General features: G+C 61.9%; 19 protein-coding genes and 2 pseudogenes. 15 read left to right on the top strand and 6 right to left on the bottom strand.

Annotated elements, in window-relative coordinates; all coding sequences use genetic code 11:
* Window positions 1–258: 258 nt before the first annotated feature.
* Together AD662_RS02165 and rpmE are read right to left on the bottom strand one after the other, a co-directional pair.
* Window positions 259–1527, bottom strand: coding sequence for a malic enzyme-like NAD(P)-binding protein (locus AD662_RS02165; RefSeq protein WP_014336160.1), 1269 nt, complete (start codon window positions 1525–1527; stop codon window positions 259–261).
* Between the two features lie 322 nt (window positions 1528–1849).
* On the bottom strand, window positions 1850–2074 hold the full coding sequence (gene rpmE, locus AD662_RS02160; protein WP_014336159.1) for a 50S ribosomal protein L31: 225 nt from the start codon (window positions 2072–2074) through the stop codon (window positions 1850–1852).
* Window positions 2075–2365: 291 nt separating this feature from the next.
* On the opposite strand from rpmE, the gene AD662_RS02155 reads away from it, so the two are divergent.
* The 10 genes from AD662_RS02155 to AD662_RS02110 all read left to right on the top strand — a co-directional run bounded on the left by AD662_RS02155 (window position 2366) and on the right by AD662_RS02110 (window position 15549).
* Window positions 2366–4585: a primosomal protein N' gene (locus AD662_RS02155; RefSeq protein ID WP_053185221.1), complete on the top strand. Its 2220-nt coding sequence runs from the start codon at window positions 2366–2368 to the stop codon at window positions 4583–4585.
* 242 nt (window positions 4586–4827) lie between these two features.
* Window positions 4828–6564 carry an arginine--tRNA ligase gene (argS, locus tag AD662_RS02150; RefSeq protein ID WP_053177808.1) on the top strand — a complete coding sequence of 579 codons (1737 nt, stop codon included), beginning with the start codon at window positions 4828–4830 and terminating at the stop codon, window positions 6562–6564.
* A 1-nt stretch (window position 6565) separates the two neighbouring features.
* Window positions 6566–7261 (top strand): SPOR domain-containing protein, encoded by a 696-nt coding sequence (locus AD662_RS02145; RefSeq protein WP_053177806.1) that lies wholly within the window; start codon window positions 6566–6568, stop codon window positions 7259–7261.
* A gap of 263 nt (window positions 7262–7524) precedes the next feature.
* Window positions 7525–8055, top strand: coding sequence for an ATP-dependent protease subunit HslV (hslV, locus tag AD662_RS02140; protein WP_003196958.1), 531 nt, complete (start codon window positions 7525–7527; stop codon window positions 8053–8055).
* A 56-nt stretch (window positions 8056–8111) separates the two neighbouring features.
* Window positions 8112–9449 (top strand): ATP-dependent protease ATPase subunit HslU, encoded by a 1338-nt coding sequence (hslU, locus tag AD662_RS02135; protein ID WP_003196955.1) that lies wholly within the window; start codon window positions 8112–8114, stop codon window positions 9447–9449.
* A 187-nt stretch (window positions 9450–9636) separates the two neighbouring features.
* Entirely contained in the window at window positions 9637–10014 is a 378-nt protein-coding gene (locus AD662_RS02130) for a gamma-butyrobetaine hydroxylase family protein (RefSeq protein ID WP_018606686.1), read from the top strand.
* 278 nt (window positions 10015–10292) lie between these two features.
* Window positions 10293–11972 carry a class II poly(R)-hydroxyalkanoic acid synthase gene (gene phaC, locus AD662_RS02125; protein ID WP_024619669.1) on the top strand — a complete coding sequence of 560 codons (1680 nt, stop codon included), beginning with the start codon at window positions 10293–10295 and terminating at the stop codon, window positions 11970–11972.
* 243 nt (window positions 11973–12215) lie between these two features.
* Entirely contained in the window at window positions 12216–13073 is an 858-nt protein-coding gene (gene phaZ / locus AD662_RS02120; protein WP_053177804.1) for a poly(3-hydroxyalkanoate) depolymerase, read from the top strand.
* Window positions 13074–13185: 112 nt separating this feature from the next.
* Window positions 13186–14868 (top strand): class II poly(R)-hydroxyalkanoic acid synthase, encoded by a 1683-nt coding sequence (gene phaC / locus AD662_RS02115; protein WP_053177802.1) that lies wholly within the window; start codon window positions 13186–13188, stop codon window positions 14866–14868.
* A 60-nt stretch (window positions 14869–14928) separates the two neighbouring features.
* Complete coding sequence (locus AD662_RS02110; RefSeq protein ID WP_018606676.1) at window positions 14929–15549, top strand: TetR/AcrR family transcriptional regulator; 621 nt, start codon at window positions 14929–14931, stop codon at window positions 15547–15549.
* A 207-nt stretch (window positions 15550–15756) separates the two neighbouring features.
* On the opposite strand, the gene AD662_RS02105 is transcribed toward AD662_RS02110, so the two are convergent.
* From AD662_RS02105 to AD662_RS02095, 4 genes and pseudogenes are all read right to left on the bottom strand, one after another.
* Window positions 15757–16665 carry a phasin family protein gene (locus tag AD662_RS02105; protein ID WP_053185218.1) on the bottom strand — a complete coding sequence of 303 codons (909 nt, stop codon included), beginning with the start codon at window positions 16663–16665 and terminating at the stop codon, window positions 15757–15759.
* A 10-nt stretch (window positions 16666–16675) separates the two neighbouring features.
* On the bottom strand, window positions 16676–17098 hold the full coding sequence (locus AD662_RS02100; protein WP_046064121.1) for a phasin family protein: 423 nt from the start codon (window positions 17096–17098) through the stop codon (window positions 16676–16678).
* 129 nt (window positions 17099–17227) lie between these two features.
* A pseudogene (locus tag AD662_RS29985) lies at window positions 17228–17314 on the bottom strand (metal ABC transporter ATP-binding protein); the annotation flags it as partial.
* Window positions 17315–17363: 49 nt separating this feature from the next.
* The gene (locus AD662_RS02095; protein ID WP_018611231.1) at window positions 17364–17639 is read right to left on the bottom strand and encodes a polyhydroxyalkanoic acid system family protein; all 276 of its coding nucleotides are present in this window, start codon (window positions 17637–17639) and stop codon (window positions 17364–17366) included.
* A gap of 155 nt (window positions 17640–17794) precedes the next feature.
* On the opposite strand from AD662_RS02095, the gene ubiE reads away from it, so the two are divergent.
* From ubiE to AD662_RS02070, 5 genes and pseudogenes are all read left to right on the top strand, one after another.
* Complete coding sequence (gene ubiE / locus AD662_RS02090) at window positions 17795–18565, top strand: bifunctional demethylmenaquinone methyltransferase/2-methoxy-6-polyprenyl-1,4-benzoquinol methylase UbiE (RefSeq protein WP_003196937.1); 771 nt, start codon at window positions 17795–17797, stop codon at window positions 18563–18565.
* Window positions 18565–19189 (top strand): annotated as a pseudogene (locus AD662_RS02085) (ubiquinone biosynthesis accessory factor UbiJ). Before ubiE ends, AD662_RS02085 begins: the two are co-directional and overlap by 1 nt.
* Window positions 19186–20790: a ubiquinone biosynthesis regulatory protein kinase UbiB gene (ubiB, locus tag AD662_RS02080; RefSeq protein ID WP_014336148.1), complete on the top strand. Its 1605-nt coding sequence runs from the start codon at window positions 19186–19188 to the stop codon at window positions 20788–20790. Before AD662_RS02085 ends, ubiB begins: the two are co-directional and overlap by 4 nt.
* An 81-nt stretch (window positions 20791–20871) precedes the next feature.
* On the top strand, window positions 20872–21270 hold the full coding sequence (gene hisI, locus AD662_RS02075; RefSeq protein WP_003196931.1) for a phosphoribosyl-AMP cyclohydrolase: 399 nt from the start codon (window positions 20872–20874) through the stop codon (window positions 21268–21270).
* Entirely contained in the window at window positions 21263–21595 is a 333-nt protein-coding gene (locus AD662_RS02070) for a phosphoribosyl-ATP diphosphatase (protein ID WP_003186671.1), read from the top strand. Before hisI ends, AD662_RS02070 begins: the two co-directional genes overlap by 8 nt.
* Window positions 21596–21601: the final 6 nt, after the last annotated feature.

Here is a 21601-nt window from a genome sequence, read left to right as displayed (position 1 = left end):
GCCAGACTGCAATCGCGAGCAAGCTCACTCCCACAGGGATTTGCGGTGGCCACAATCAAAGTCCATCACCGATCAAATGTGGGAGCAGAGCTTGCTCGCAATGGCGGCAGGTCAGCTTGCATCGATGCTGAATGCCAAACTGCAATCGCGAGCAAGCTCGGCTCCCACAGGGATTTGTGGTGGCCACACAAAACCGGCAGGCACAAAAAAGCCCCGACTCACAGGAGCCGGGGCTTTTTGTTGAAGCGCTACAACGGCTTAGCCGTTGAACACGTCATCCACGCTCTTGAGCGGGTAGTTCTTCGGATACGGCAGGGTGGCCACGCCAGTCTCGATGGCGGCCTTGGCCACGGCATCGGAGATCAAGGTGATCAGGCGGGCGTCCATTGGTTTCGGGATGATGTACTCACGACCGAATTCCAGCTTGATGCCGCCGTAGGCGTCGCACACTTCCTGAGGCACCGGCAGCTTGGCCAGTTCGCGCAGGGCGTTGGCGGCCGCGACTTTCATTTCTTCGTTGATGCGCTTGGCGCGAACGTCCAGGGCACCACGGAAGATGAACGGGAAGCCCAGTACGTTGTTGACCTGGTTCGGGTAGTCCGAACGGCCGGTGGCCATGATCACGTCGTTACGGGTCGCGTGAGCCAGTTCCGGGGCGATTTCCGGATCCGGGTTCGAGCACGCGAACACGATTGGGTTCGGCGCCATGCGCAGCAGGTTTTCCGCGCTCAGCAGGTTCGGGCCCGACAGGCCGACGAACACGTCGGCACCGTCCAGCGCGTCCGCCAGGGAGCGCTTCTCGGTCGCGTGGGCGAACACAGCCTTGTACTGGTTCAGGTCGTCACGGCCGGAGTGGATCACACCGGTACGGTCGACCATGAAGATGTTTTCGATATTGGCGCCCATGCTCACCAGCAACTTCATGCAGGAGATGGCCGCAGCGCCAGCGCCGAGGCAGACGATCTTGGCTTCCGGCAGGGTCTTGCCGGCGATTTCCAGGGCGTTGATCATGCCGGCCGCGGTAACGATCGCGGTGCCGTGCTGGTCATCGTGGAATACCGGAATGTCGCACTGTTCGATCAGGGCGCGCTCGATCTCGAAGCACTCAGGTGCCTTGATGTCTTCCAGGTTGATGCCACCGAAGGTGATGGAGATGCGCTTGACGGTGTCGATGAAGGCTTGCGGGCTCTCGGAGTCGACTTCGATGTCGAATACGTCGATACCGGCGAAGCGCTTGAACAGCACGCCCTTGCCTTCCATGACCGGCTTGGAAGCCAATGGGCCGAGGTTACCCAGGCCGAGAATCGCGGTGCCATCGGAAATGACTGCAACCAGGTTGCCTTTACCGGTGTATCTGTAGGCCAGTTCAGGGTCGCGAGCGATTTCGCGGACTGGTTCGGCTACGCCGGGGCTGTAGGCCAGCGACAAGTCGCGAGCAGTAGCGGTGGCCTTGGTGAGCTCGACACTCAGCTTTCCTGGACGAGGATGAGCGTGATATTCGAGAGCGGCAGTTTTCAGATCAGACATGTGGGCATTCCGCTTTTTACTGTGTTGGACAGACGGACCGCCGAGGATACGCGCCTCGTAAAGTCCCCACAAGACTGACCAGTCACTACTGTCAAGCGCCCAGCCCTACGACTTTGGGCCAAGGGCCGCGAAACACAAGGCCTATGTGAATACAATCAGACAGAGAAATGTCTACAATTTTTCGTCGAGACATCCCGCTCCGCCCATTGAACGCGACGAAACTCGACACCTCGATTTATCGCAGACACAAAAAAGGCGTCCACAAGGGACGCCTTCTTTATCAATCTGGAGCAGTCGAGACGACCCTCCAGAATGATCAGCCTCAGGCTTTTGGAGTAACCTTGCCGAAAGCACCGAAACGATCGGCGAACTTCTGAACACGGCCGCCGGTATCCAGAGTCTTTTGCTTACCGGTGTAGAACGGGTGGCATTCGTTGCAAACGTCGATCGCCAGGGCTTTGCCGTAGGTCGAACGCGTTTCGAACTTGTTGCCGCAGCTGCAGGTTACGGCAATTGCTGGGTATTCCGGATGGATATCGGTTTTCATGCTGTTTTCCTCAGGCTAGCGTGCCGCCATCCAACACTATTGTTGAATACCGCACGTAATTAGGCCGCGGATTCTACCAGACAACATCAATCACGCAAGCTATGACTTGTACCAACCGTCTGCTAGGCTCCCGGCCTCATGCGCAAGCTCTTTTGTGGGAGCGAGCCTGCTCGCGATGGCGGAGTGTCAACCTATCTCCATGTGGCTGATCTACCGCTATCGCGAGCAGGCTCGCTCCCACAGGGGTTGTTCCAGCTTTCTGAATTCATCCGTTTATCGAGACCCTCCCGCGTGCCCGACGCCATCCTGCGCCTCGCCTTGCCTTCGCCCCTGCGCCGCCTGTTCGACTACCGCGCCCCGGCCGGGGTCCTGCGCGCCCAGTTGCAGCCGGGCATGCGGCTGCGGGTGCCGTTCGGCCGGCGGGAAATGATCGGCATCCTGGTGGAGGTCACCGACCACAGCGAGGTTCCGGTCGACAAGCTCAAACCAGCCCTGGCCCTGCTCGATGCCACGCCACCGCTGCCCGCGGCGCTGTTCAAGTTGTGCCTGTGGACCTCCCAGTATTACCAGCACAGCCTCGGCGATACCCTGAGTTGGGCGCTGCCGGTGCTGCTGCGCCAGGGCGAACCGGCCGAGGCGCGCCAGGAGCGGTTCTGGTCGGTGGCCCCCGGCGCCTCGCTGGACGACCCGCGCATCGCCCGTGCCCCGCGCCAGCGTGAGGCCTTGACGACCCTGGCCCAGCATCCCCACGGCGTGGCGCATCAATTGCTGAGCAAACTGATGCTCAGCAAAGACAGTCTCGATCTGCTGCTGGCCAAGGACCTGGTGCAGGTGGAAGTGCGCAGGCACGCCCCCGGTGTCCGCCATGAACATTGGCTGGCCCAGCCGGAACTGCCGCTCAACGCCGAACAGCGGGCTGCTTGCGAAGCGATTCGCGCAGGTCTCGACAGCTATCACGCCTTTCTGCTGGCCGGCGTCACTGGCAGCGGCAAGACCGAGGTCTACCTGCAACTGATCCGCCAGACCCTGGAGGCTGGCAAGCAGGCCCTGGTGCTGATTCCGGAAATCAACCTCGGCCCACAAACCCTGGCGCGCTTCGAACAGCGCTTCAACGCCCGGATCGCCCTGGTGCACTCGGCGGTCAACGACCGCGAACGCCTGGAGGCCTGGCTCGCCGCCCGTGACGGCGAGGCCGACATCATCATCGGCACCCGTTCAGCCCTGTTCACACCGATGAAGAACCCTGGCCTGATCATCATCGACGAAGAACACGACGGCTCTTATAAACAGCAGGAAGGCCTGCGTTATCACGCCCGCGACCTGGCGCTGGTGCGCGCCCGCCAGGAAAACATTCCGATCGTCCTCGGCTCGGCCACGCCATCGCTGGAAAGCCTGCACAACGCCTACACCGGCCGCTACGGCCTGCTGCGCCTCAATGAGCGGGCCGGCGGCGCCAAGCAACCGCGCTTCCTGCGCCTGGACGTGAAAAGTCGCCCGCTGGACAGCGGCATTTCCGGGCCGATGCAGCAAGCCATCGGCCAGACCCTGGCTGCCGGGCAACAGGTCCTGGTGTTCCTCAATCGCCGCGGTTTTGCCCCGACCCTGCTGTGCCACGACTGCGGCTGGATGTCGGGCTGCGAACGTTGCGACGCACGGATGACCGTGCATCAACGCCATGGCGAGCTGCGTTGCCACCATTGCGGCCACGTCGAGCGCGTGCCAAGGCATTGCCCGCAGTGCGGCAAAGTGGACTTGCGCCCGGTCGGTGCCGGCACCGAGCGTGCCGAAGAACGGCTGGGCATCCTGTTCCCCGATTACCCGGTACTGCGGGTGGATCGCGACAGCACTTCGCGCAAGGACGCGATGAACCAGTTGTTCGCCACGATCCAGAAGGGCCAGCCGTGCATCCTGGTGGGCACGCAGATGCTCGCCAAGGGGCACCACTTCCCACGGGTCACGCTGGTGTCGATCCTCGACGCCGATGGCGGACTGTTCTCCGGTGATTTCCGCGCCAGCGAGCGCATGGCGCAGTTGATCGTCCAGGTCGCAGGCCGGGCCGGGCGGGCCGAGGAGCCGGGCAAAGTGATCATCCAGACCCACCTGGCCGATCATCCACTGTTGATCCAACTGACCGAGCAAGGTTATTTCGCCTTCGCCGAACAGGCCTTGAGCGAACGCCGCAGTGCCGGCCTGCCGCCTTTTGCCCACCTGGCGCTGTTGCGGGCCGAAGCCCACAAGCCGGGGCAGGCCGAAGGCTTTCTCGATGAGGCCTGCTGCGAGGCAGAGCGCTTGCTGGCGGAGCAGAACCTCACCGGCATCGAACTCTTGGGCCCGGTGCCGGCGCCAATGGAACGGCGGGCCGGGCGCTATCGCGCGCAGCTTTTATTACAGGCCAATGCCCGGGCACCGCTGCATCGACTGCTGAGCGCCTGGCTGCTGGTGCTGGAACAGATGCCCAGCGGGCGGGCGGTGCGCTGGTCGCTGGATGTGGATCCGGTGGATTTGTACTGACCACTGTCCCCTGCGGGAGCGGGCTTGCTCGCGAAGACGGTGGATCAGCTGCGATGATGTTGGCTGTGCCGCCGCTTTCGCGAGCAAGCCCGCTCCCACAGGGTCCGAGTACATCCTGACCATCTGGAATAGTTACTAACCGACCCGCTACAGTTGGCAAGCCCGTCTTCGCCACGGATAATGCCCAGTTTTTCCACCAGCGCATCGAAGCGCCGCCGCGCCTGCGGTTGAAAGAGAAGACCATGAAAGACACCATTCGCCAGCTCATCCAGCAAGCCATCGCCCAACTCGTCACTGAAGGTGTGCTGCCAGAAGGCCTGTCGCCGGCGATTCAGGTCGAAAACACCCGCGACAAGACCCACGGCGACTTCGCCAGCAATATCGCGATGATGCTCGCCAAGCCGGCTGGCATGAAGCCACGGGACCTGGCGGAGAAAATCATCAATGCGCTGCCGGCCGACGAGAACGTCAGCAAGGCCGACATTGCCGGGCCCGGGTTCATCAATTTCTTCCAGAACACCCAGGCCCTGGCTTCGCGCCTTGACGCGGCCCTGGCTGACGAACGCATTGGCGTGCGCAAGGCCGGCCCGTTGCAGCGCACCGTGGTCGACCTCTCGGCCCCCAACCTGGCCAAGGAAATGCACGTCGGCCACCTGCGCTCGACCATCATCGGCGACGGCGTGGCCCGGGTCCTGGAGTTTCTCGGCGACACCGTGATCCGTCAGAACCACGTGGGCGACTGGGGCACCCAGTTCGGCATGCTGATGGCCTACCTGCAGGAAAACCCAATCACCAGTGACGAGCTGTCGGACCTGGAGAACTTCTACCGCGCCGCCAAGCAACGCTTCGACGAGTCGCCCGAGTTCGCCGACCGTGCCCGGGGCCTGGTGGTCAAGCTGCAGGCCGGCGATGCCGAGTGCCTGGCACTGTGGAGCAAGTTCAAGGACATCTCCCTGTCCCACTGCCAGAAAATCTACGAGTTGCTGAACGTCAAATTGACCATGGCCGACGTGATGGGCGAAAGCGCCTACAACGACGACCTGATCAACGTGGTCAACGACCTCAAGGCCAAGGGCATGCTGGTGGAAAGCAACGGCGCCCAGTGCGTGTTCCTCGACCAGTTCAAGACCGCCGATGGCGAGCCGCTGCCGGTGATCATCGTCAAGGCCGACGGTGGCTACCTCTACGCCACCACCGACCTGGCAGCTGTGCGCTACCGTAACAGCGTGCTCAAGGCCGATCGGGTGCTGTACTTCGTCGACCAGCGCCAGGCCCTGCACTTCCAGCAAGTGTTCGAAGTCGCACGCCTGGCCGGTTTCGTGACCCATCCAATGGAGATGGAGCACATGGGCTTCGGCACCATGAACGGCGCCGACGGCCGCCCGTTCAAGACCCGCGATGGCGGCACGGTGAAGCTGATCGACCTGCTGACCGAAGCCCAGGACCGCGCCTACACCCTGGTCAAGGGCAAGAACCCCGAGCTGGCCGAAGACGAACTGCGCAAGATCGCCAAGGTCGTGGGCATCGACGCGGTGAAATACGCCGACCTGTCCAAGCACCGCACCAGCGACTACAGCTTCAACTTCGACCTGATGCTCAATTTCGAAGGCAACACCGCGCCGTACCTGCTGTACGCCTACACCCGCGTGGCGGGGGTGTTCCGCAAGCTCGGCAAAAGCTTCAATGAAGTGGACGGCCAGATTGTGCTCGAGGCCCCTCATGAACAGGAGCTGGCGGCGAAGCTGGCGCAGTTCGGTGAAGTGTTGAATAACGTCGCCGACAAGGGCACGCCGCACACCCTGTGCGCCTACCTGTACGATGTCGCCGGCCTGTTCTCCAGCTTCTACGAGAACTGCCCGATCCTCAACGCGCAAACCCCAGAGCAAATGCAGAGCCGCCTGCGCCTCGCCGCGCTGACCGGGCGTACGCTCAAGCAAGGCCTGGAACTGCTGGGCCTGGAAACCCTGGAGCGCATGTAAGTTGGCCGCCAAGAAAAAACCTGCACCCAAGCGCGGCGCCAGTCGTTACCAGCCCCCGGCCAAACAGCCGATTCCGGGCTGGTTGTGGATGGCCATCGGCCTGACCGTCGGCGCGTTCATTGTGTTTCTGATGAAGCTGGATCCGGGCCAGGGCGATGACGTCAAGCGCGTCCGGCAAGAGCAGCAGAAAGCCACGCGCATCGCCGAGGCCAACAAGACCCCGCCAAGCCCGACGCAACCGGTGAAGCCGAAGTACGACTTCTACACCTTGCTGCCGGAATCGGAAGTCATCGTGCCGCCCGAGGCCGTGCCGGAGAAAACCCTGCCGACGCCGCAAGTGCCCACCACGCCGGTGACCCCAGCCGAAGCGGCGAAGATCGACACCGCTCGCGCCCAGGCGGCCCTGGCCGGCATCACGCCGCCACCGCCCCCTCCGGTGCAGAAAGCCGCGCCGGTGACGAAGTTCTTCCTGCAGGCCGGTTCGTTCCGCAAGGAAGCCGACGCCGACAAGGTCCGGGCGCAGATCATTCTGCTAGGCCAGTCCGTGTCGGTGGAGTCCGGCACCGTGAAGGACGAAACCTGGTACCGGGTACTGGTCGGGCCGTTCAGCAACCGCGAGGAACTGACCAAGGCCCAGAAGCAACTGGCTGGCAGCGGTTTTAGCAATCTGTTGTTACAACAACGCCAAAGCCGCTGATCTCCGCATCCCTGCGGTACTGAGTGGTGGCGACGGTCTTTTGTGGCGAGGGAGCTTGCTCCCGCTGGGCTGCGTAGCAGCCCCAAAAGCTTGGGACCGCTGCGCGCTCCAGCGGGAGCAAGCTCCCTCGCCACAGAAAAGCTCTCTGTCAAAACAGCCAGACACCACTCGTCCCCTCCCCCACCCCGCAGTTGAAAAACCCCACGCCACCCCCATATGAGTTCCATCCGGGCATTTTCGCCCCGCTGCGTGGAGACTCTCCCTTGACCACCATCGTTTCAGTCCGCCGTCATGGCAAAGTCGTCATGGGCGGCGACGGCCAGGTTTCACTGGGCAACACCGTGATGAAAGGCAACGCGAAGAAAGTCCGCCGCCTGTATCACGGCGAAGTCATCGCCGGTTTCGCCGGGGCCACTGCCGACGCCTTCACCTTGTTCGAACGTTTCGAAGGCCAGCTTGAGAAACACCAGGGCCACCTGGTCCGTGCCGCCGTGGAACTGGCCAAGGAATGGCGCACCGACCGCTCCCTGAGCCGCCTCGAAGCCATGCTCGCGGTCGCCAACAAGGACGCCTCCCTGATCATCACTGGCAACGGCGACGTCGTTGAGCCCGAAGACGGCCTGATCGCCATGGGTTCCGGCGGAGCCTATGCCCAGGCTGCGGCCAGCGCCCTGCTGAAAAAAACCGACCTGTCGGCCCGTGAGATCGTCGAGACTGCCTTGGGCATTGCCGGCGACATCTGTGTATTCACCAACCACACCCAGACCATTGAGGAGCAGGACCTCGCGGAATAAGCCTGTCCAGGCGACCCACGCCACGGCCCATTCCTGCTTGAGGACCACCCATTATTATGTCCATGACTCCCCGCGAAATCGTCCACGAACTCAACCGCCATATCATCGGCCAGGACGATGCCAAGCGCGCCGTCGCCATCGCCCTGCGTAACCGCTGGCGCCGGATGCAACTGCCCGAAGAACTGCGCGTCGAAGTGACCCCCAAGAACATCCTGATGATCGGCCCGACCGGTGTCGGTAAAACCGAAATCGCCCGGCGCCTGGCCAAACTCGCCAACGCGCCGTTCATCAAGGTCGAAGCCACCAAGTTCACCGAAGTCGGCTATGTCGGTCGCGACGTCGAGTCGATCATCCGTGACCTGGCCGATGCCGCCATCAAGCTGCTGCGCGAACAGGAAATCACCAAGGTCCGCCACCGCGCCGAAGACGCCGCCGAAGAGCGCATCCTTGACGCCCTGCTGCCACCGGCGCGCATGGGCTTCAACGCCGACGCCGCGGCGACCCAGGACTCCAACACCCGCCAGCTGTTCCGCAAGCGCCTGCGCGAAGGCCAGCTGGACGACAAGGAAATCGAGATCGAAGTGGCCGAAATGGCCGGCGTCGATATTTCCGCGCCGCCCGGCATGGAGGAGATGACCAACCAGTTGCAGAGCCTGTTCGCCAACATGGGCAAGGGCAAGAAGAAAAACCGCAAGCTCAAGGTCAAGGAAGCGCTGAAGCTGGTGCGCGATGAGGAAGCCGGTCGCCTGGTCAACGAAGAAGAGTTGAAGGCCAAGGCGCTGGAGGCGGTCGAGCAGCATGGCATCGTGTTCATCGACGAAATCGACAAGGTCGCCAAGCGCGGCAATGTCGGCGGTGCCGATGTGTCCCGCGAAGGTGTACAACGCGACCTGCTGCCGCTGATCGAAGGCTGCACGGTCAACACCAAGCTGGGCATGGTCAAGACCGACCACATCCTGTTCATCGCTTCCGGCGCGTTCCACCTGAGCAAGCCGAGCGACCTGGTGCCGGAGCTGCAGGGTCGCCTGCCGATCCGTGTCGAACTCAAGGCGCTGACGCCCGAAGACTTCGAACGCATCCTCAGCGAGCCCCACGCGTCCCTGACCGAACAGTATTGCGCGCTGCTCAAGACCGAAGGCCTGAACATCGAGTTCACGCCAGAAGGCATCAAGCGCCTGGCCCAGATCGCCTGGCAGGTCAACGAGAAGACCGAGAACATCGGTGCCCGTCGCCTGCACACGCTGCTCGAACGCTTGCTCGAGGAAGTCTCGTTCAGCGCCGGCGACCTGGCGAGCGCCCACAACGAAGCGCCGATCCTCATCGACGCCGAGTACGTCAACAGCCACCTGGGTGAGCTGGCGCAGAACGAAGACCTGTCGCGGTATATCCTGTAAATCACTGACAGGTTTCCCGGGACCTGTGGGAGCGAGCTGTGTGGGAGCAAAGCTTGCTCGCGATCCAGGCGCTGCGGAGACCGCGGCGTTTTCATCGCGGGCAAGCCTTGCTCCCACACAGCTCGCTCCCACATGGACCGTGTCGTTTTTGCAGATCAAGGCATCCTTCAGAGACGGATCACAGGCCATGACCAAACTCCCCACCGCCATTAACCTGCACAAAGCCTCCAGGACCCTGACGCTCAAATACGCGCCGGACGAGGAGTATCACCTGCCCGCCGAATTCCTGCGGGTGCACTCGCCTTCCGCCGAGGTCCAGGGCCACGGCAAACCCATCCTGCAATACGGCAAGCTCAACGTTGCCCTGACCAAGGTCGAACCGGCCGGCCAATACGCACTGAAACTGACCTTCGACGACGGCCACGACAGCGGACTGTTCACGTGGGACTATCTCTATCAGTTGGCGGTGCGTCAGGAAGACTTGTGGAACGATTATCTTGGCGAACTCAAGGCTGCCGGGAAAACCCGCGATCCGAACGAGTCCGTCGTCAAGCTGATGCTCTAACTCAAGGGCTGGCGCTTTAGGGCGAATTTTCTAGACTCATCTGCTTGAATGCCCGCGCGGCAACGTCAATGACTGGCCTGCTTGCGAAAAAAATTAAACTCGGGTAACCAATGGAGCTGGCAAGTTACCTGCAAAGGAACCGGCGAGTTCCTGGCATACGTTTCCTCATTGGACCTCGATGCGGAATTAATGGTCACCCGAGCAGCGTACCTGGTATCGGCTGTGTGTCTTCATGGCACGATCCGGGTACTCGTCTGAAGGACAATGGAGCGTCGTAGATGAGCAACAAGAACAACGATGACCTGAAGTATCAAGCCTCGGAAAATACCCTGGGGTTGAATCCCGTCGTCGGCTTGCGCAGAAAAGATCTGCTGGCCTCTGCCCGCATGGTGCTGACCCAGGCCATCAAACAACCGCTGCACAGCGTCAAGCACGTCGCCCATTTCGGCGTCGAACTCAAGAATGTCCTGTTCGGCAAATCCGAACTGCAACCGGCCGGCGACGACCGCCGCTTCGCCGACCCGGCGTGGAGCCAGAACCCGCTCTACAAGCGCTACCTGCAAACCTACCTGGCGTGGCGCAAGGAGCTGCACGCCTGGATCGACGACAGCAACCTCTCGCCCGCGGACATCAGCCGCGGGCATTTCGTGATCAACCTGATGACCGAAGCCATGGCCCCGACCAACTCGGCGGCCAACCCGGCGGCGGTCAAGCGCTTCTTCGAAACCGGCGGCAAGAGCCTGCTGGACGGCCTGTCCCACCTGGCCAAGGACCTGGTGCACAACGGCGGGATGCCGAGCCAGGTCAACATGGGCGCGTTCGAGGTCGGCAAGAGCCTGGGCGTGACCGAAGGCGCCGTGGTGTTTCGCAACGACGTGCTGGAGCTGATCCACTACCGGCCCATCACCGAGCAGGTCCACGAGCGACCGCTGCTGGTGGTGCCGCCACAGATCAACAAGTTCTACGTATTCGACCTGAGCCCGGACAAGAGCCTGGCGCGCTTCTGCCTGCGCAGCAACGTGCAGACCTTCGTCATCAGTTGGCGCAACCCCACCAAGGAGCAGCGCGAGTGGGGCCTGTCGACTTACATCGAGGCGCTCAAGGAAGCGGTGGACGTGGTCACGGCCATCACCGGCAGCAAGGACATAAACATGCTCGGCGCCTGCTCGGGCGGCATCACCTGCACCGCGCTGCTGGGCCATTACGCCGCCCTCGGCGAGAAAAAGGTCAATGCGCTGACCCTGCTGGTGAGTGTGCTCGACACCACCCTGGACACCGACGTGGCACTATTCGTCGACGAACAGACCCTTGAGGCGGCCAAGCGTCACTCCTACCAGGCCGGTGTACTCGAAGGCCGCGACATGGCCAAGGTGTTCGCCTGGATGCGCCCCAACGACCTGATCTGGAACTACTGGGTCAACAACTACCTGTTGGGCAACGAGCCGCCCGTGTTCGACATCCTGTTCTGGAACAACGACACCACGCGGCTGCCGGCGGCGTTCCACGGCGACCTCATCGAAATGTTCAAGAACAATCCACTGATCCGTCCCAATGCACTGGAAGTGTGCGGCACGCCCATCGACCTCAAGCAGGTCACCGCCGACATCTACTCCCTGGCTGGCACCAACGACCACATCACGCCGTGGAAGTCCTGCTACAAATCGGCGCAGTTGTTTGGCGGCAAGGTGGAGTTCGTGCTGTCGAGCAGTGGCCATATCCAGAGCATCCTCAACCCGCCAGGCAACCCCAAGTCGCGCTACATGACCAGCGAGGACATGCCGGCCAAGGCCGAGGACTGGCAGGAAAACTCCACCAAGCACACCGATTCCTGGTGGCTGCACTGGCAGGCCTGGCAGGCCGAACGCTCGGGCAAACTGAAGAAAGCCCCGACCGTGCTGGGTAACAAGGCCTACCCGGCCGGTGAAGCGGCGCCCGGCACCTATGTGCATGAGCGGTAATGGATGCAACTCGTCTGCTGCGGGAGTGGGCTTGCTCACGAATGCACTTCGACAGCCGACATTACTGGTGAATACAAGGCCGTCTTCGCGAGCAAGCCCGCTCCCACATTTGATCGGTTGCGAACCTGAAACTCATGTTCACAGCAGAACCCAACGTGGGAGCGGGCTTGCTCGCGAAGGCCGCGACTCGGTCTGACAGACCGAACACAGGTAAACCGAGACATGACCCACAGGGCTTGAAGCATGCCGCAACCGTACATCTTCCGTACCGTCGATCTGGATGGCCAGACCTTGCGCACCGCGGTACGTCCCGGCAAGCCTCACTTGACGCCCCTGCTGATTTTCAACGGCATCGGCGCCAACCTCGAGCTGGTGTTCCCGTTCATCCAGGCCTTGGACCCGGACCTGGAAGTCATCGCCTTTGACGTACCCGGTGTCGGCGGTTCATCGACGCCCAACCGGCCGTATCGCTTTCCTGGCCTGGCCAAACTCACCGCGCGGATGCTCGATTACCTCGACTACGGGCAGGTCAACGTGATCGGCGTGTCCTGGGGGGGCGCCCTGGCCCAGCAGTTCGCCTATGACTACCCCGAGCGCTGCAAGAAGCTGGTCCTGGCGGCCACGGCGGCCGGGGCGGTGATGATACCGGGCAAACCGAAGGTACTGTGGATGATGGCCAGCCCCCGGCGCTACGTTCAACCGTCCCATGTGATGCGTATCGCCCCACTGATCTACGGCGGTTCGTTCCGTCGCGACCCGAGCCTGGCGGCCAGCCATGCGGCCAAGGTTCGTTCGGCGGGCAAGCTCGGTTATTACTGGCAACTGTTCGCCGGCCTGGGCTGGACCAGCATCCACTGGCTGCACAAGATCCACCAGCCGACCCTGGTGCTGGCCGGCGACGACGATCCGCTGATCCCGCTGATCAACATGCGCATGCTGGCCTGGCGCATTCCCAACGCTCAATTGCACATCATCGATGATGGCCACCTGTTCCTGATCACCCGGGCCGAGGCGGTGGCGCCGATCATCATGAAATTCCTCGAGGAAGAACGTCAGCGTGCCGTGATGCATCCGCATCCCTCGCCGTTGGGCGGCGGCTAAAACCGCCCATTAGCGCCTGGCAGGACGCCGGACCGCGCAGCGACCCGAAACAGCGACTATGTTGTCTGGTTCGGTGTGTTTGTTTTTAGCCTGATGACGAAGGAGTTGACTCATGCGCGACAAACCGGCGAAGGGTTCCATACCCGCCCCTGCCAACTTCATCAACGCACAAAGTGCGGTCACCGGCCTGCGTGGCAGGGACTTGCTGTCGACCTTGCGCAGCGTCGCCGCACACGGCTTGCGCAACCCGGTGCACAGTGCCCGGCACGCGTTGAAACTGGGCGGCCAACTGGGCCGCGTGCTGCTGGGCGAGACCCTGCACCCCACCAACCCCAACGACCCGCGTTTTGCCGATCCCACCTGGCAGCTCAATCCGTTCTACCGCCGCAGCCTGCAGGCTTACCTGAGCTGGCAGAAGCAGGTCACGAGCTGGATCGACGAAAGCACCATGAGCCAGGATGACCGCGCCCGCGCCCACTTCGCCTTCGCCCTGCTCAACGACGCCGTATCGCCGTCCAATACCTTGCTCAACCCACTGGCGGTCAAGGAACTGTTCAACTCCGGCGGTACCAGCCTGGTCCGAGGCCTCAGCCACCTGGTGGATGACCTGCTGCACAACGACGGGTTGCCGCGACAAGTCACGCCCCATGCCTTTGAAGTCGGCAAGACCCTGGCGACCACCCCTGGCGCGGTGGTGTTTCGCAACGAATTGCTCGAGCTGATCCAGTACCGGTCCATGAGCGAAAAGCAATACGCCAAACCGTTGCTGATCGTGCCGCCGCAGATCAACAAGTTCTACATTTTCGACCTGAGTCCTTCCAACAGCTTCGTCCAGTACGCCCTGAAAAACGGTTTGCAGGTCTTCATCATCAGTTGGCGCAACCCTGACGTACGCCACCGCGAATGGGGTCTGTCCAGCTACGTCGAGGCCGTGGAAGAGGCCATGAACGTCTGCCGGGCGATCACCGGTGCCCGCGAGGTCAACCTGATGGGCGCCTGCGCCGGGGGCCTGACCATCGCGGCCCTGCAAGGTCACTTGCAAGCCAAGCGCCAGTTGCGCCGGGTCGCCAGTGCCACCTACCTGGTGAGCCTGCTGGACAGCCAGATCGACAGCCAGGCCACGTTGTTCATCGACGAGCAGACTCTCGAAGCCGCCAAGCGCCGTTCCTACCAGAAAGGCATCCTCGATGGCCGCGACCTGGCCCGGGTGTTTGCCTGGATGCGCCCCAACGATCTGATCTGGACCTACTTCATCAACAACTACCTGCTGGGCAAGGAGCCACCGGCCTTCGACATCCTCTATTGGAACAACGACTGCACCCGGCTGCCGGCGGCTTACCACGGCGACCTGCTGGACTTCTTCAAGCACAACCCACTGACCCATCCCGGCGGCCTGGAAGTGTGCGGCACGCCCATCGACCTGCAGAAAGTGACGGTGGACAGCTTCAGTGTAGGCGGCATCAATGACCACATCACGCCCTGGGACGCGGTGTATCGCTCGACCCTGTTGCTCGGTGGCGAAAAACGCTTCGTGCTTTCCAACAGCGGCCATGTCCAGAGCATCCTCAACCCGCCGGGCAACCCCAAGGCCAACTTCATCGAAAGCGCAAAATTGAGCAGCGACCCACGGGCCTGGTACTACGACGCCAAGCACGTCGAAGGCAGTTGGTGGACCCCATGGCTGGGCTGGATCCAGGAACGCTCCGGTGCCCAACACGAAACCCAGATGACCTTGGGCAATGCGAACTACCCGCCTCTGGACGCCGCTCCCGGCACCTATGTTCGCGTGCGCTGAAGGCCTTACCCCACGGCCAGGCGATTGGCCGTGGCATGACTTGATCATTAAGAAGACCGGATGAAAACCCGCGACCGCATCCTTGAATGTGCCCTGCAATTGTTCAACGAAAAGGGCGAACCGAACGTCTCCACCCTGGAAGTTGCCAACGAAATGGGCATCAGCCCGGGCAACCTCTACTACCACTTCCATGGCAAGGAACCGCTGATCCTCGGGCTGTTCGAGCGATTCCAGGGCGAACTGGCACCGCTGCTGGACCCGCCGGCGGACGTGCAGTTGGCGCCGGAAGATTACTGGCTGTTCCTGCACTTGATCGTCGAGCGCCTGGCTCAGTACCGGTTTCTGTTCCAGGACCTGTCGAACCTGGCCGGACGCCTGCCGAAGCTGGCCAAGGGCATCCGCCAGTTGCTCAATGCCTTGAAGCGCACCCTCGCCTCATTGCTGGCGCAACTCAAGGCCCAGGGATTGCTGGTCAGCGATACCCAGGCCCTGGGGCAGTTGGTGGAGCAGATCACCATGACCTTGCTGTTCTCCCTGGACTACCAGCGGATCCTGGACCGCGAGGGCGAGGTGCGACTGGTGGTCTACCAGATCATGATGCTGGTGGCCCCGCACCTGCCGCCCGCGACCAAGGTGGCGACCGAGCAACTGGCGTTGCGTTACCTGGAAGAACACGACTAACCACCGGCTGTGACAGATCCATTGTGGGAGCGAGCTTTGTGGGAGCAAAGCTTGCTCGCGATCCAGGCGCTGCGGTCCTCAAGAGACCGCGGCGTTTTCATCGCGGGCAAGCCTTGCTCCCACAAAGCTCGCTCCCACAGGTTGACCTGCGTACAAACAAAAACGCCCGACCTTCACAGGCCGGGCGTTTTTGCATGTCCTGCAGAATCAGGACTGGGTGGAAGGCGTCGTTGGAGCCGGCGCCGATGCTGGAGTGGCGACCGGGGTTGGAGCGGCGGCGGAGTTCGCCGGGCTCGTCGGGGTTGCCGGTTTGGCGACCGCAGTCGGCGCCTTCGGTGCAGCGGCTTTCGGCGCGGCCGGTTTTTTCGCCGCAGCAGGTTTGGCCGCCGCTTTTGCCGCAGGCTTGGCGGCGGGTTTCGCTGCCGGTTTGGCCGCTGCCGTTTTAGCCGCGGGTTTGGCCGCAGGCTTGGCTGCCGCTTTGGTCGCAGGTTTGGCCGCTACCGGTTTGGCCGCCGCCTTGGCAGCAGGTTTGGCCGCAGCAGTTTTAGCCGCGGGCTTGGCCGCAGCAGTTTTAGCCGCGGGCTTGGCCGCTGCTTTCGCCGCAGGTTTGGCGGCGGGTTTTGCCGCAGCCTTGACCAGTGGCTTGGCCGCCGTTTTAGCGGCCGGCTTGGCCGCCGCAGTCTTGGTCGCCACAGGTGCGACTTTGGCGCCGGTGAGTTTTTCGATCTGCTTGGTCAAGGTGTCGACCTTGCTGTGCAGTGCCTTGACTTCATTACGGCTCGGCACCCCCAGACGCGAGATCGCACTGTTCAGGCGCTTGTCGAAAGCCCCTTCCAGTTCGTCCCATTTGCCCAGTGCACGATCCTTCACGCCGCCGATTCGCGACTTGGCGGACTCGGCAGAGTCTTTGGCTGCATCGACTTGTTTGCCGACTGCCGTCTTGGTGAGTTTTTCGGCCTTTTCGCCGTCCTTAACCAGGGACTCGAAGAGCTTGCTGCCGTCAGTGTCGATCTTCGAGTACACGCCTAAACCAGCAAGCCAGATTTTGCGGGAATACTTTTCAATCTTCCCGGCCCACGAGCTGCCCTCTTTTTCTGTGATTTTTTTGCCAGCCATCCCGTTCTCCTTAATGTTTACGCGCGACACGTTCGAGCAATGCTGTCAGCTCATCGAGCTTAGCAGAGAGTGTCTCAACGTCATGTTTAGACGGAATGCCGATACGATTCAAGGCACTTGCAACGCGGGCATCGAATACCTTCTCGACTTTATCGAGTTGTACTTCAACCCGGGCCTTGAAAGTATTGACCTCGCTCTTGGCTTCAATCAATTCACTGTTGGCCGCTTCAAGTTTTCCGGCAATTTTCTTTTTGCCTTTGGTTTCAATAACTTCGCCAGCCTTTACCAACTCCTGAAAGTACTCGCTGCCTTCCTGGCCGACCTTCGTGTAGGCGCCCAGGCCCGCCAGCCAGATCTTGCGCGCGTACGTTTTCACGTCGCTGAGCGTGGAAGATTCAACGTCGGTTTTTTTCTTCAAAATAACTTTGGCCATGGTGCACCTCACTCGAAAAAAGGTTTGAGGAACTGCCCGCACACGGTCGGGCTCAGGCACAAAGTAGTGACAATAATTAGAAAGGGCACCCTAACAACTGACACAAACTGGACGGTGAGTGGCCTCATGTGGGAGCGGGCTTGCTCGCGAATGCGGTGTGTCATTCACTATTGATGTTGACTGATCCACCGCTTTCGCGAGCAAGCCCGCTCCCACAGAGTTTGGTGGTGAACTTTGATTCTGTGTTCACCCCCCTTTCGATCAATCAGGCCAACGCCTTATCCAGTGCTTTTTCGATTTCGCTCTTGATCGTGCCGCTCATGGCCGACATCAACATGCCCAGTTCCACGTCGACGCGGATCGAGTCCTCGCCCACATGCACTTCGCCCTTGACCCCGGAACGCTTGAGTTTCAGGGTGTCGCCCACCCACTGCGGCTCCAGGCCATAGCTGTCGGACAACTTCTGCGCCAGCTTGTCGGCTTTCTCTCGCGCCGCTTCCTTGCCCAGGCCATGGGCACGCTCAACAGTTATACGGGCCATCGGGTGACTCCTGTTTTATCGGGACTTGCCTGAACGTTTCAAACCCTGGCTGCGTCAAAACGTCCCGGCGGTAGCCCATCTTACCTTCAGCCTTGCCAAGACAAAGCCCTCTACCGGGATTAGAATGTCCCGCATTCTTTTTTGGTGACCGCGATATGACTGATCAGCGCAAAGGCAGCGATGCCGAACCCACCACTCACTTCGGCTTCAAGAACGTGCCGGAAAGCCAGAAAGCGGAAAAAGTCGCTGAGGTGTTCCACTCCGTAGCCGCCAAGTATGACTTGATGAACGACCTGCTCTCGGGCGGCATGCACCGCCTGTGGAAGCGTTTCGCGATCGAGCTGTCGGGCGTGCGCAGCGGCAATCGCGTGCTGGACATCGCCGGTGGCACGGGTGACCTGACGAAGAAGTTTTCCCACATTGTCGGGCCGACCGGCCAGGTGGTCCTGGCCGACATCAACGAATCCATGCTCAAGGTCGGTCGCGACCGCCTGCTGGACCTGGGTGTGGCCGGCAATGTCGAGTTCGTCCAGGCCGACGCTGAAAAGCTGCCGTTCCCCGACAACCATTTCGACTGCGTGACCATCGCCTTCGGCCTGCGCAACGTCACCCACAAGGAAGATGCCCTGCGTTCGATGCTGCGCGTGCTCAAGCCCGGTGGCCGCCTGCTGGTGCTGGAGTTCTCCAAGCCGACCAACGCGCTGATGTCCAAGGCCTATGACGCCTACTCGTTCGCCTTCATGCCGCTGATGGGCAAGCTGATCACCAACGACTCGGAAAGCTATCGCTACCTGGCCGAATCGATCCGCATGCACCCGAACCAGGAAACCCTGAAGTCGATGATGGTCGAGGCCGGTTTCGACCGCGTGACCTACCACAACATGACCGCAGGCATCGTTGCCCTGCATCGCGGCATCAAACCCTGATGCTGCTCACCGGCCTGCTCGCCAGCGTCGAACTGGGCCTCAACCGGGTGCTGCGCCTGGACAGCACGGCGCTCGCGCGCCTGGCACACTTGAGCGGCAAGGTGATTGCGGTGGACTGCCGCAGCCCGGCGTTGCGGTTGTTCATCCTGCCCAGCGACGAAGGCCTGCTGCTCGCCGCGCACTGGGAGGCCGAAGCGGATTGCACGCTGCGCGCCCCGGCGTCGAGCCTGCTGAACCTGGCCCTGGGCAAGGACAAGACCGCGGTGCTGCACAGCCCCGACGTGGAGCTCGACGGCGACAGCGGCGTACTGCTGGAGCTGGCAGGGATTCTCCAGGACCTGGAGCTGGACTGGGAATACGAAGTGTCCCGCTGGATCGGCCCGGTGGCGACCCAATTGCTCAGCGGCCATTTGCGCAGCCGCAGCCGCTGGTATCGCCAGGGCTTCGCCAGCCTGGGACAGAATCTGAGTGAATACCTGGCCGAAGAATCGCGTACCCTCGTAGGCCAACGCGAAGCACAAGCCCGTTTTAATGAACTGGACCAGATCAAACTTGACCTGGAACGTCTCGAGGCGCGTTTCGAGCGCCTTTCCCGATCCCTTGAAACCAAGCGATAACGCATGAAGCTGCTTGCCGTCCGCCGTTTGTTGCGCATCCAGCGCGTCGTGATCCGCTACCGCCTCGATGACCTGCTGTTCGCCCTGCCGCTGCCCTGGTTTCTCCTGGCCCTGCGCTTCGTGCTGCCGTGGCGCTGGTTTCCCCGGCGAACGCTGGACCTGAGTCGCGGTGCGCGCTTGCGCCTGGCCTTGCAGGACCTGGGGCCGATTTTCATCAAGTTCGGGCAGATCCTTTCGACCCGGCGCGACCTGTTGCCCGAAGACATCGCCGATGAACTGATGCGCCTGCAAGACCGCGTGCCGCCGTTCGATTCCAAGGTGTCGGTGGCGCTGATCGAGGAACAACTGGGCAAGAAGATCAGCGAAGTCTTCAGCCGCTTCGACGTCGAGCCCCTGGCCTCGGCCTCCGTCGCCCAGGTTCACGCCGCCCAGCTCAAGAGCGGCGAAGAAGTGGTGGTCAAGGTCATTCGCCCGGGCCTCAAGCCGATCATCGCCCAGGATCTGGCGTGGCTGTTCATCCTCGCTCGCGCCGCCGAACGGTTGTCGGCCGATGCCCGCCTGCTGCACCCGGTGGACGTGGTCCAGGACTACGAAAAAACCATCTACGACGAACTCGACCTGCTGCGCGAGGCGGCCAACGCCAGCCAACTGCGTCGCAACTTCGAAGGCTCGCCGCTGCTCTATGTGCCGCAAGTCTATTGGGACTGGTGCCGGCCGAAAGTACTGGTGATGGAGCGCATCTACGGCATCCAGGTGACTGACCTGGCGACCCTGGCCGACCAGCGCACCGACATGAAGATGCTCGCCGAACGCGGCGTGGAAATCTTCTTCACCCAGGTGTTTCGCGACAGCTTCTTCCACGCCGACATGCACCCGGGCAACATCTTCGTCAGCACGGTGCAGCCGTGGAGCCCGCAATACATTGCCATCGACTGCGGCATCGTCGGCAGCCTGACCCCCGAAGACCAGGACTATCTGGCGCGCAACCTGTTCGCCTTCTTCAAGCGTGACTACCGTCGCGTCGCCCAGTTGCACATCGATTCGGGCTGGGTGCCGGCCGAGACCAAGCTCAACGAATTCGAAGCGGCGATCCGTACCGTGTGCGAACCGATCTTCGAAAAACCGTTAAAAGATATTTCCTTCGGCCAGGTGCTGATGCGCCTGTTCCAGACCGCGCGACGCTTCAACATGGAAGTCCAGCCACAGTTGGTGCTGTTGCAGAAAACCCTGCTGAACATCGAAGGCCTCGGCCGTCAGTTGTACCCGGACCTCGACCTGTGGAACACCGCCCAGCCGTTCCTCGAACGCTGGATGCGCGAGCGCGTCAGCCCCAAGACCTTGCTGGGCAACGTGCAAAGCCAGTTCGAGCAGCTCCCGCACCTGGCCAACATGACCCGCGACCTGCTCGAACGCATGTCCCAACCCCACGCACACGACCCGGCGCCGCCGTGGCACCGACGCAAGGATGACTGGTTTCTGCGGCTGCTTGGCGCGGCTCACCTGGGAGGTGGCGCAATGCTGGCGGCTGGTGGACCGTTGAGCGAATTGGGCCATTGGCCCGCCGGAATCATGGTGATCGTTGGTTTGTATCTGGTCGTTCGCCGATAGCCAGCACCGGTTCGCGCTGGCACACTGTTTCAACGCTGGGCCCGCCGACGTCAGGTGCGCGGCCCATGGTCGGAGTCAAAGATGAAAAACTGGCAGGACGAGATCAAATGGGACGCTGACGGCCTGGTGCCGGCCATCGCCCAGGACCACAAGACCGGGCGCGTATTGATGATGGCCTGGATGAACCGCGAAGCGCTGGCCTTGACCGCCGCCGAGAACCGCGCCATCTATTGGTCACGTTCCCGTGGCAAGCTGTGGCGCAAAGGTGAAGAGTCCGGGCACGTGCAGCACCTGCATGAGATGCGCCTGGACTGCGACGGCGACGTCATCATCCTGATGGTCGAGCAAGTCGGTGAGATTGCCTGCCACACCGGCCGTCAAAGCTGCTTCTATCGCGTCTTCGAGAACGGCGACTGGAAAACCGTCGACCCGGTGCTCAAGGACCCGCACGCCATTTATTCAGGACATACCCATGAGTGACACCCTGACCCGCCTGGCCCAGGTGCTGGAAGAGCGCAAGGGCGCCGCGGCCGACAGCTCCTATGTCGCCAGCCTGTACCACAAGGGCTTGAACAAGATTCTGGAGAAAGTCGGCGAAGAGTCGGTCGAGACCATCATCGCCGCCAAGGACGCCGCCATCAGTGGCGATTGCAGCGACGTGATCTACGAGACCGCCGACCTGTGGTTCCACAGCCTGGTCATGCTGGCCCAACTGGGGCAGCATCCGCAGGCCGTACTGGATGAACTGGACCGTCGCTTCGGTCTGTCCGGGCACGTCGAGAAAGCCTCGCGCCCGTCCGCCTGATCAACT

This window comes from Pseudomonas kilonensis, assembly GCF_001269885.1.
Lineage (GTDB): Bacteria > Pseudomonadota > Gammaproteobacteria > Pseudomonadales > Pseudomonadaceae > Aquipseudomonas > Aquipseudomonas kilonensis.
The sequence above is the reverse complement of the archived record's forward strand: the minus strand, read 5'-3'. Positions and strand labels throughout refer to the sequence as shown.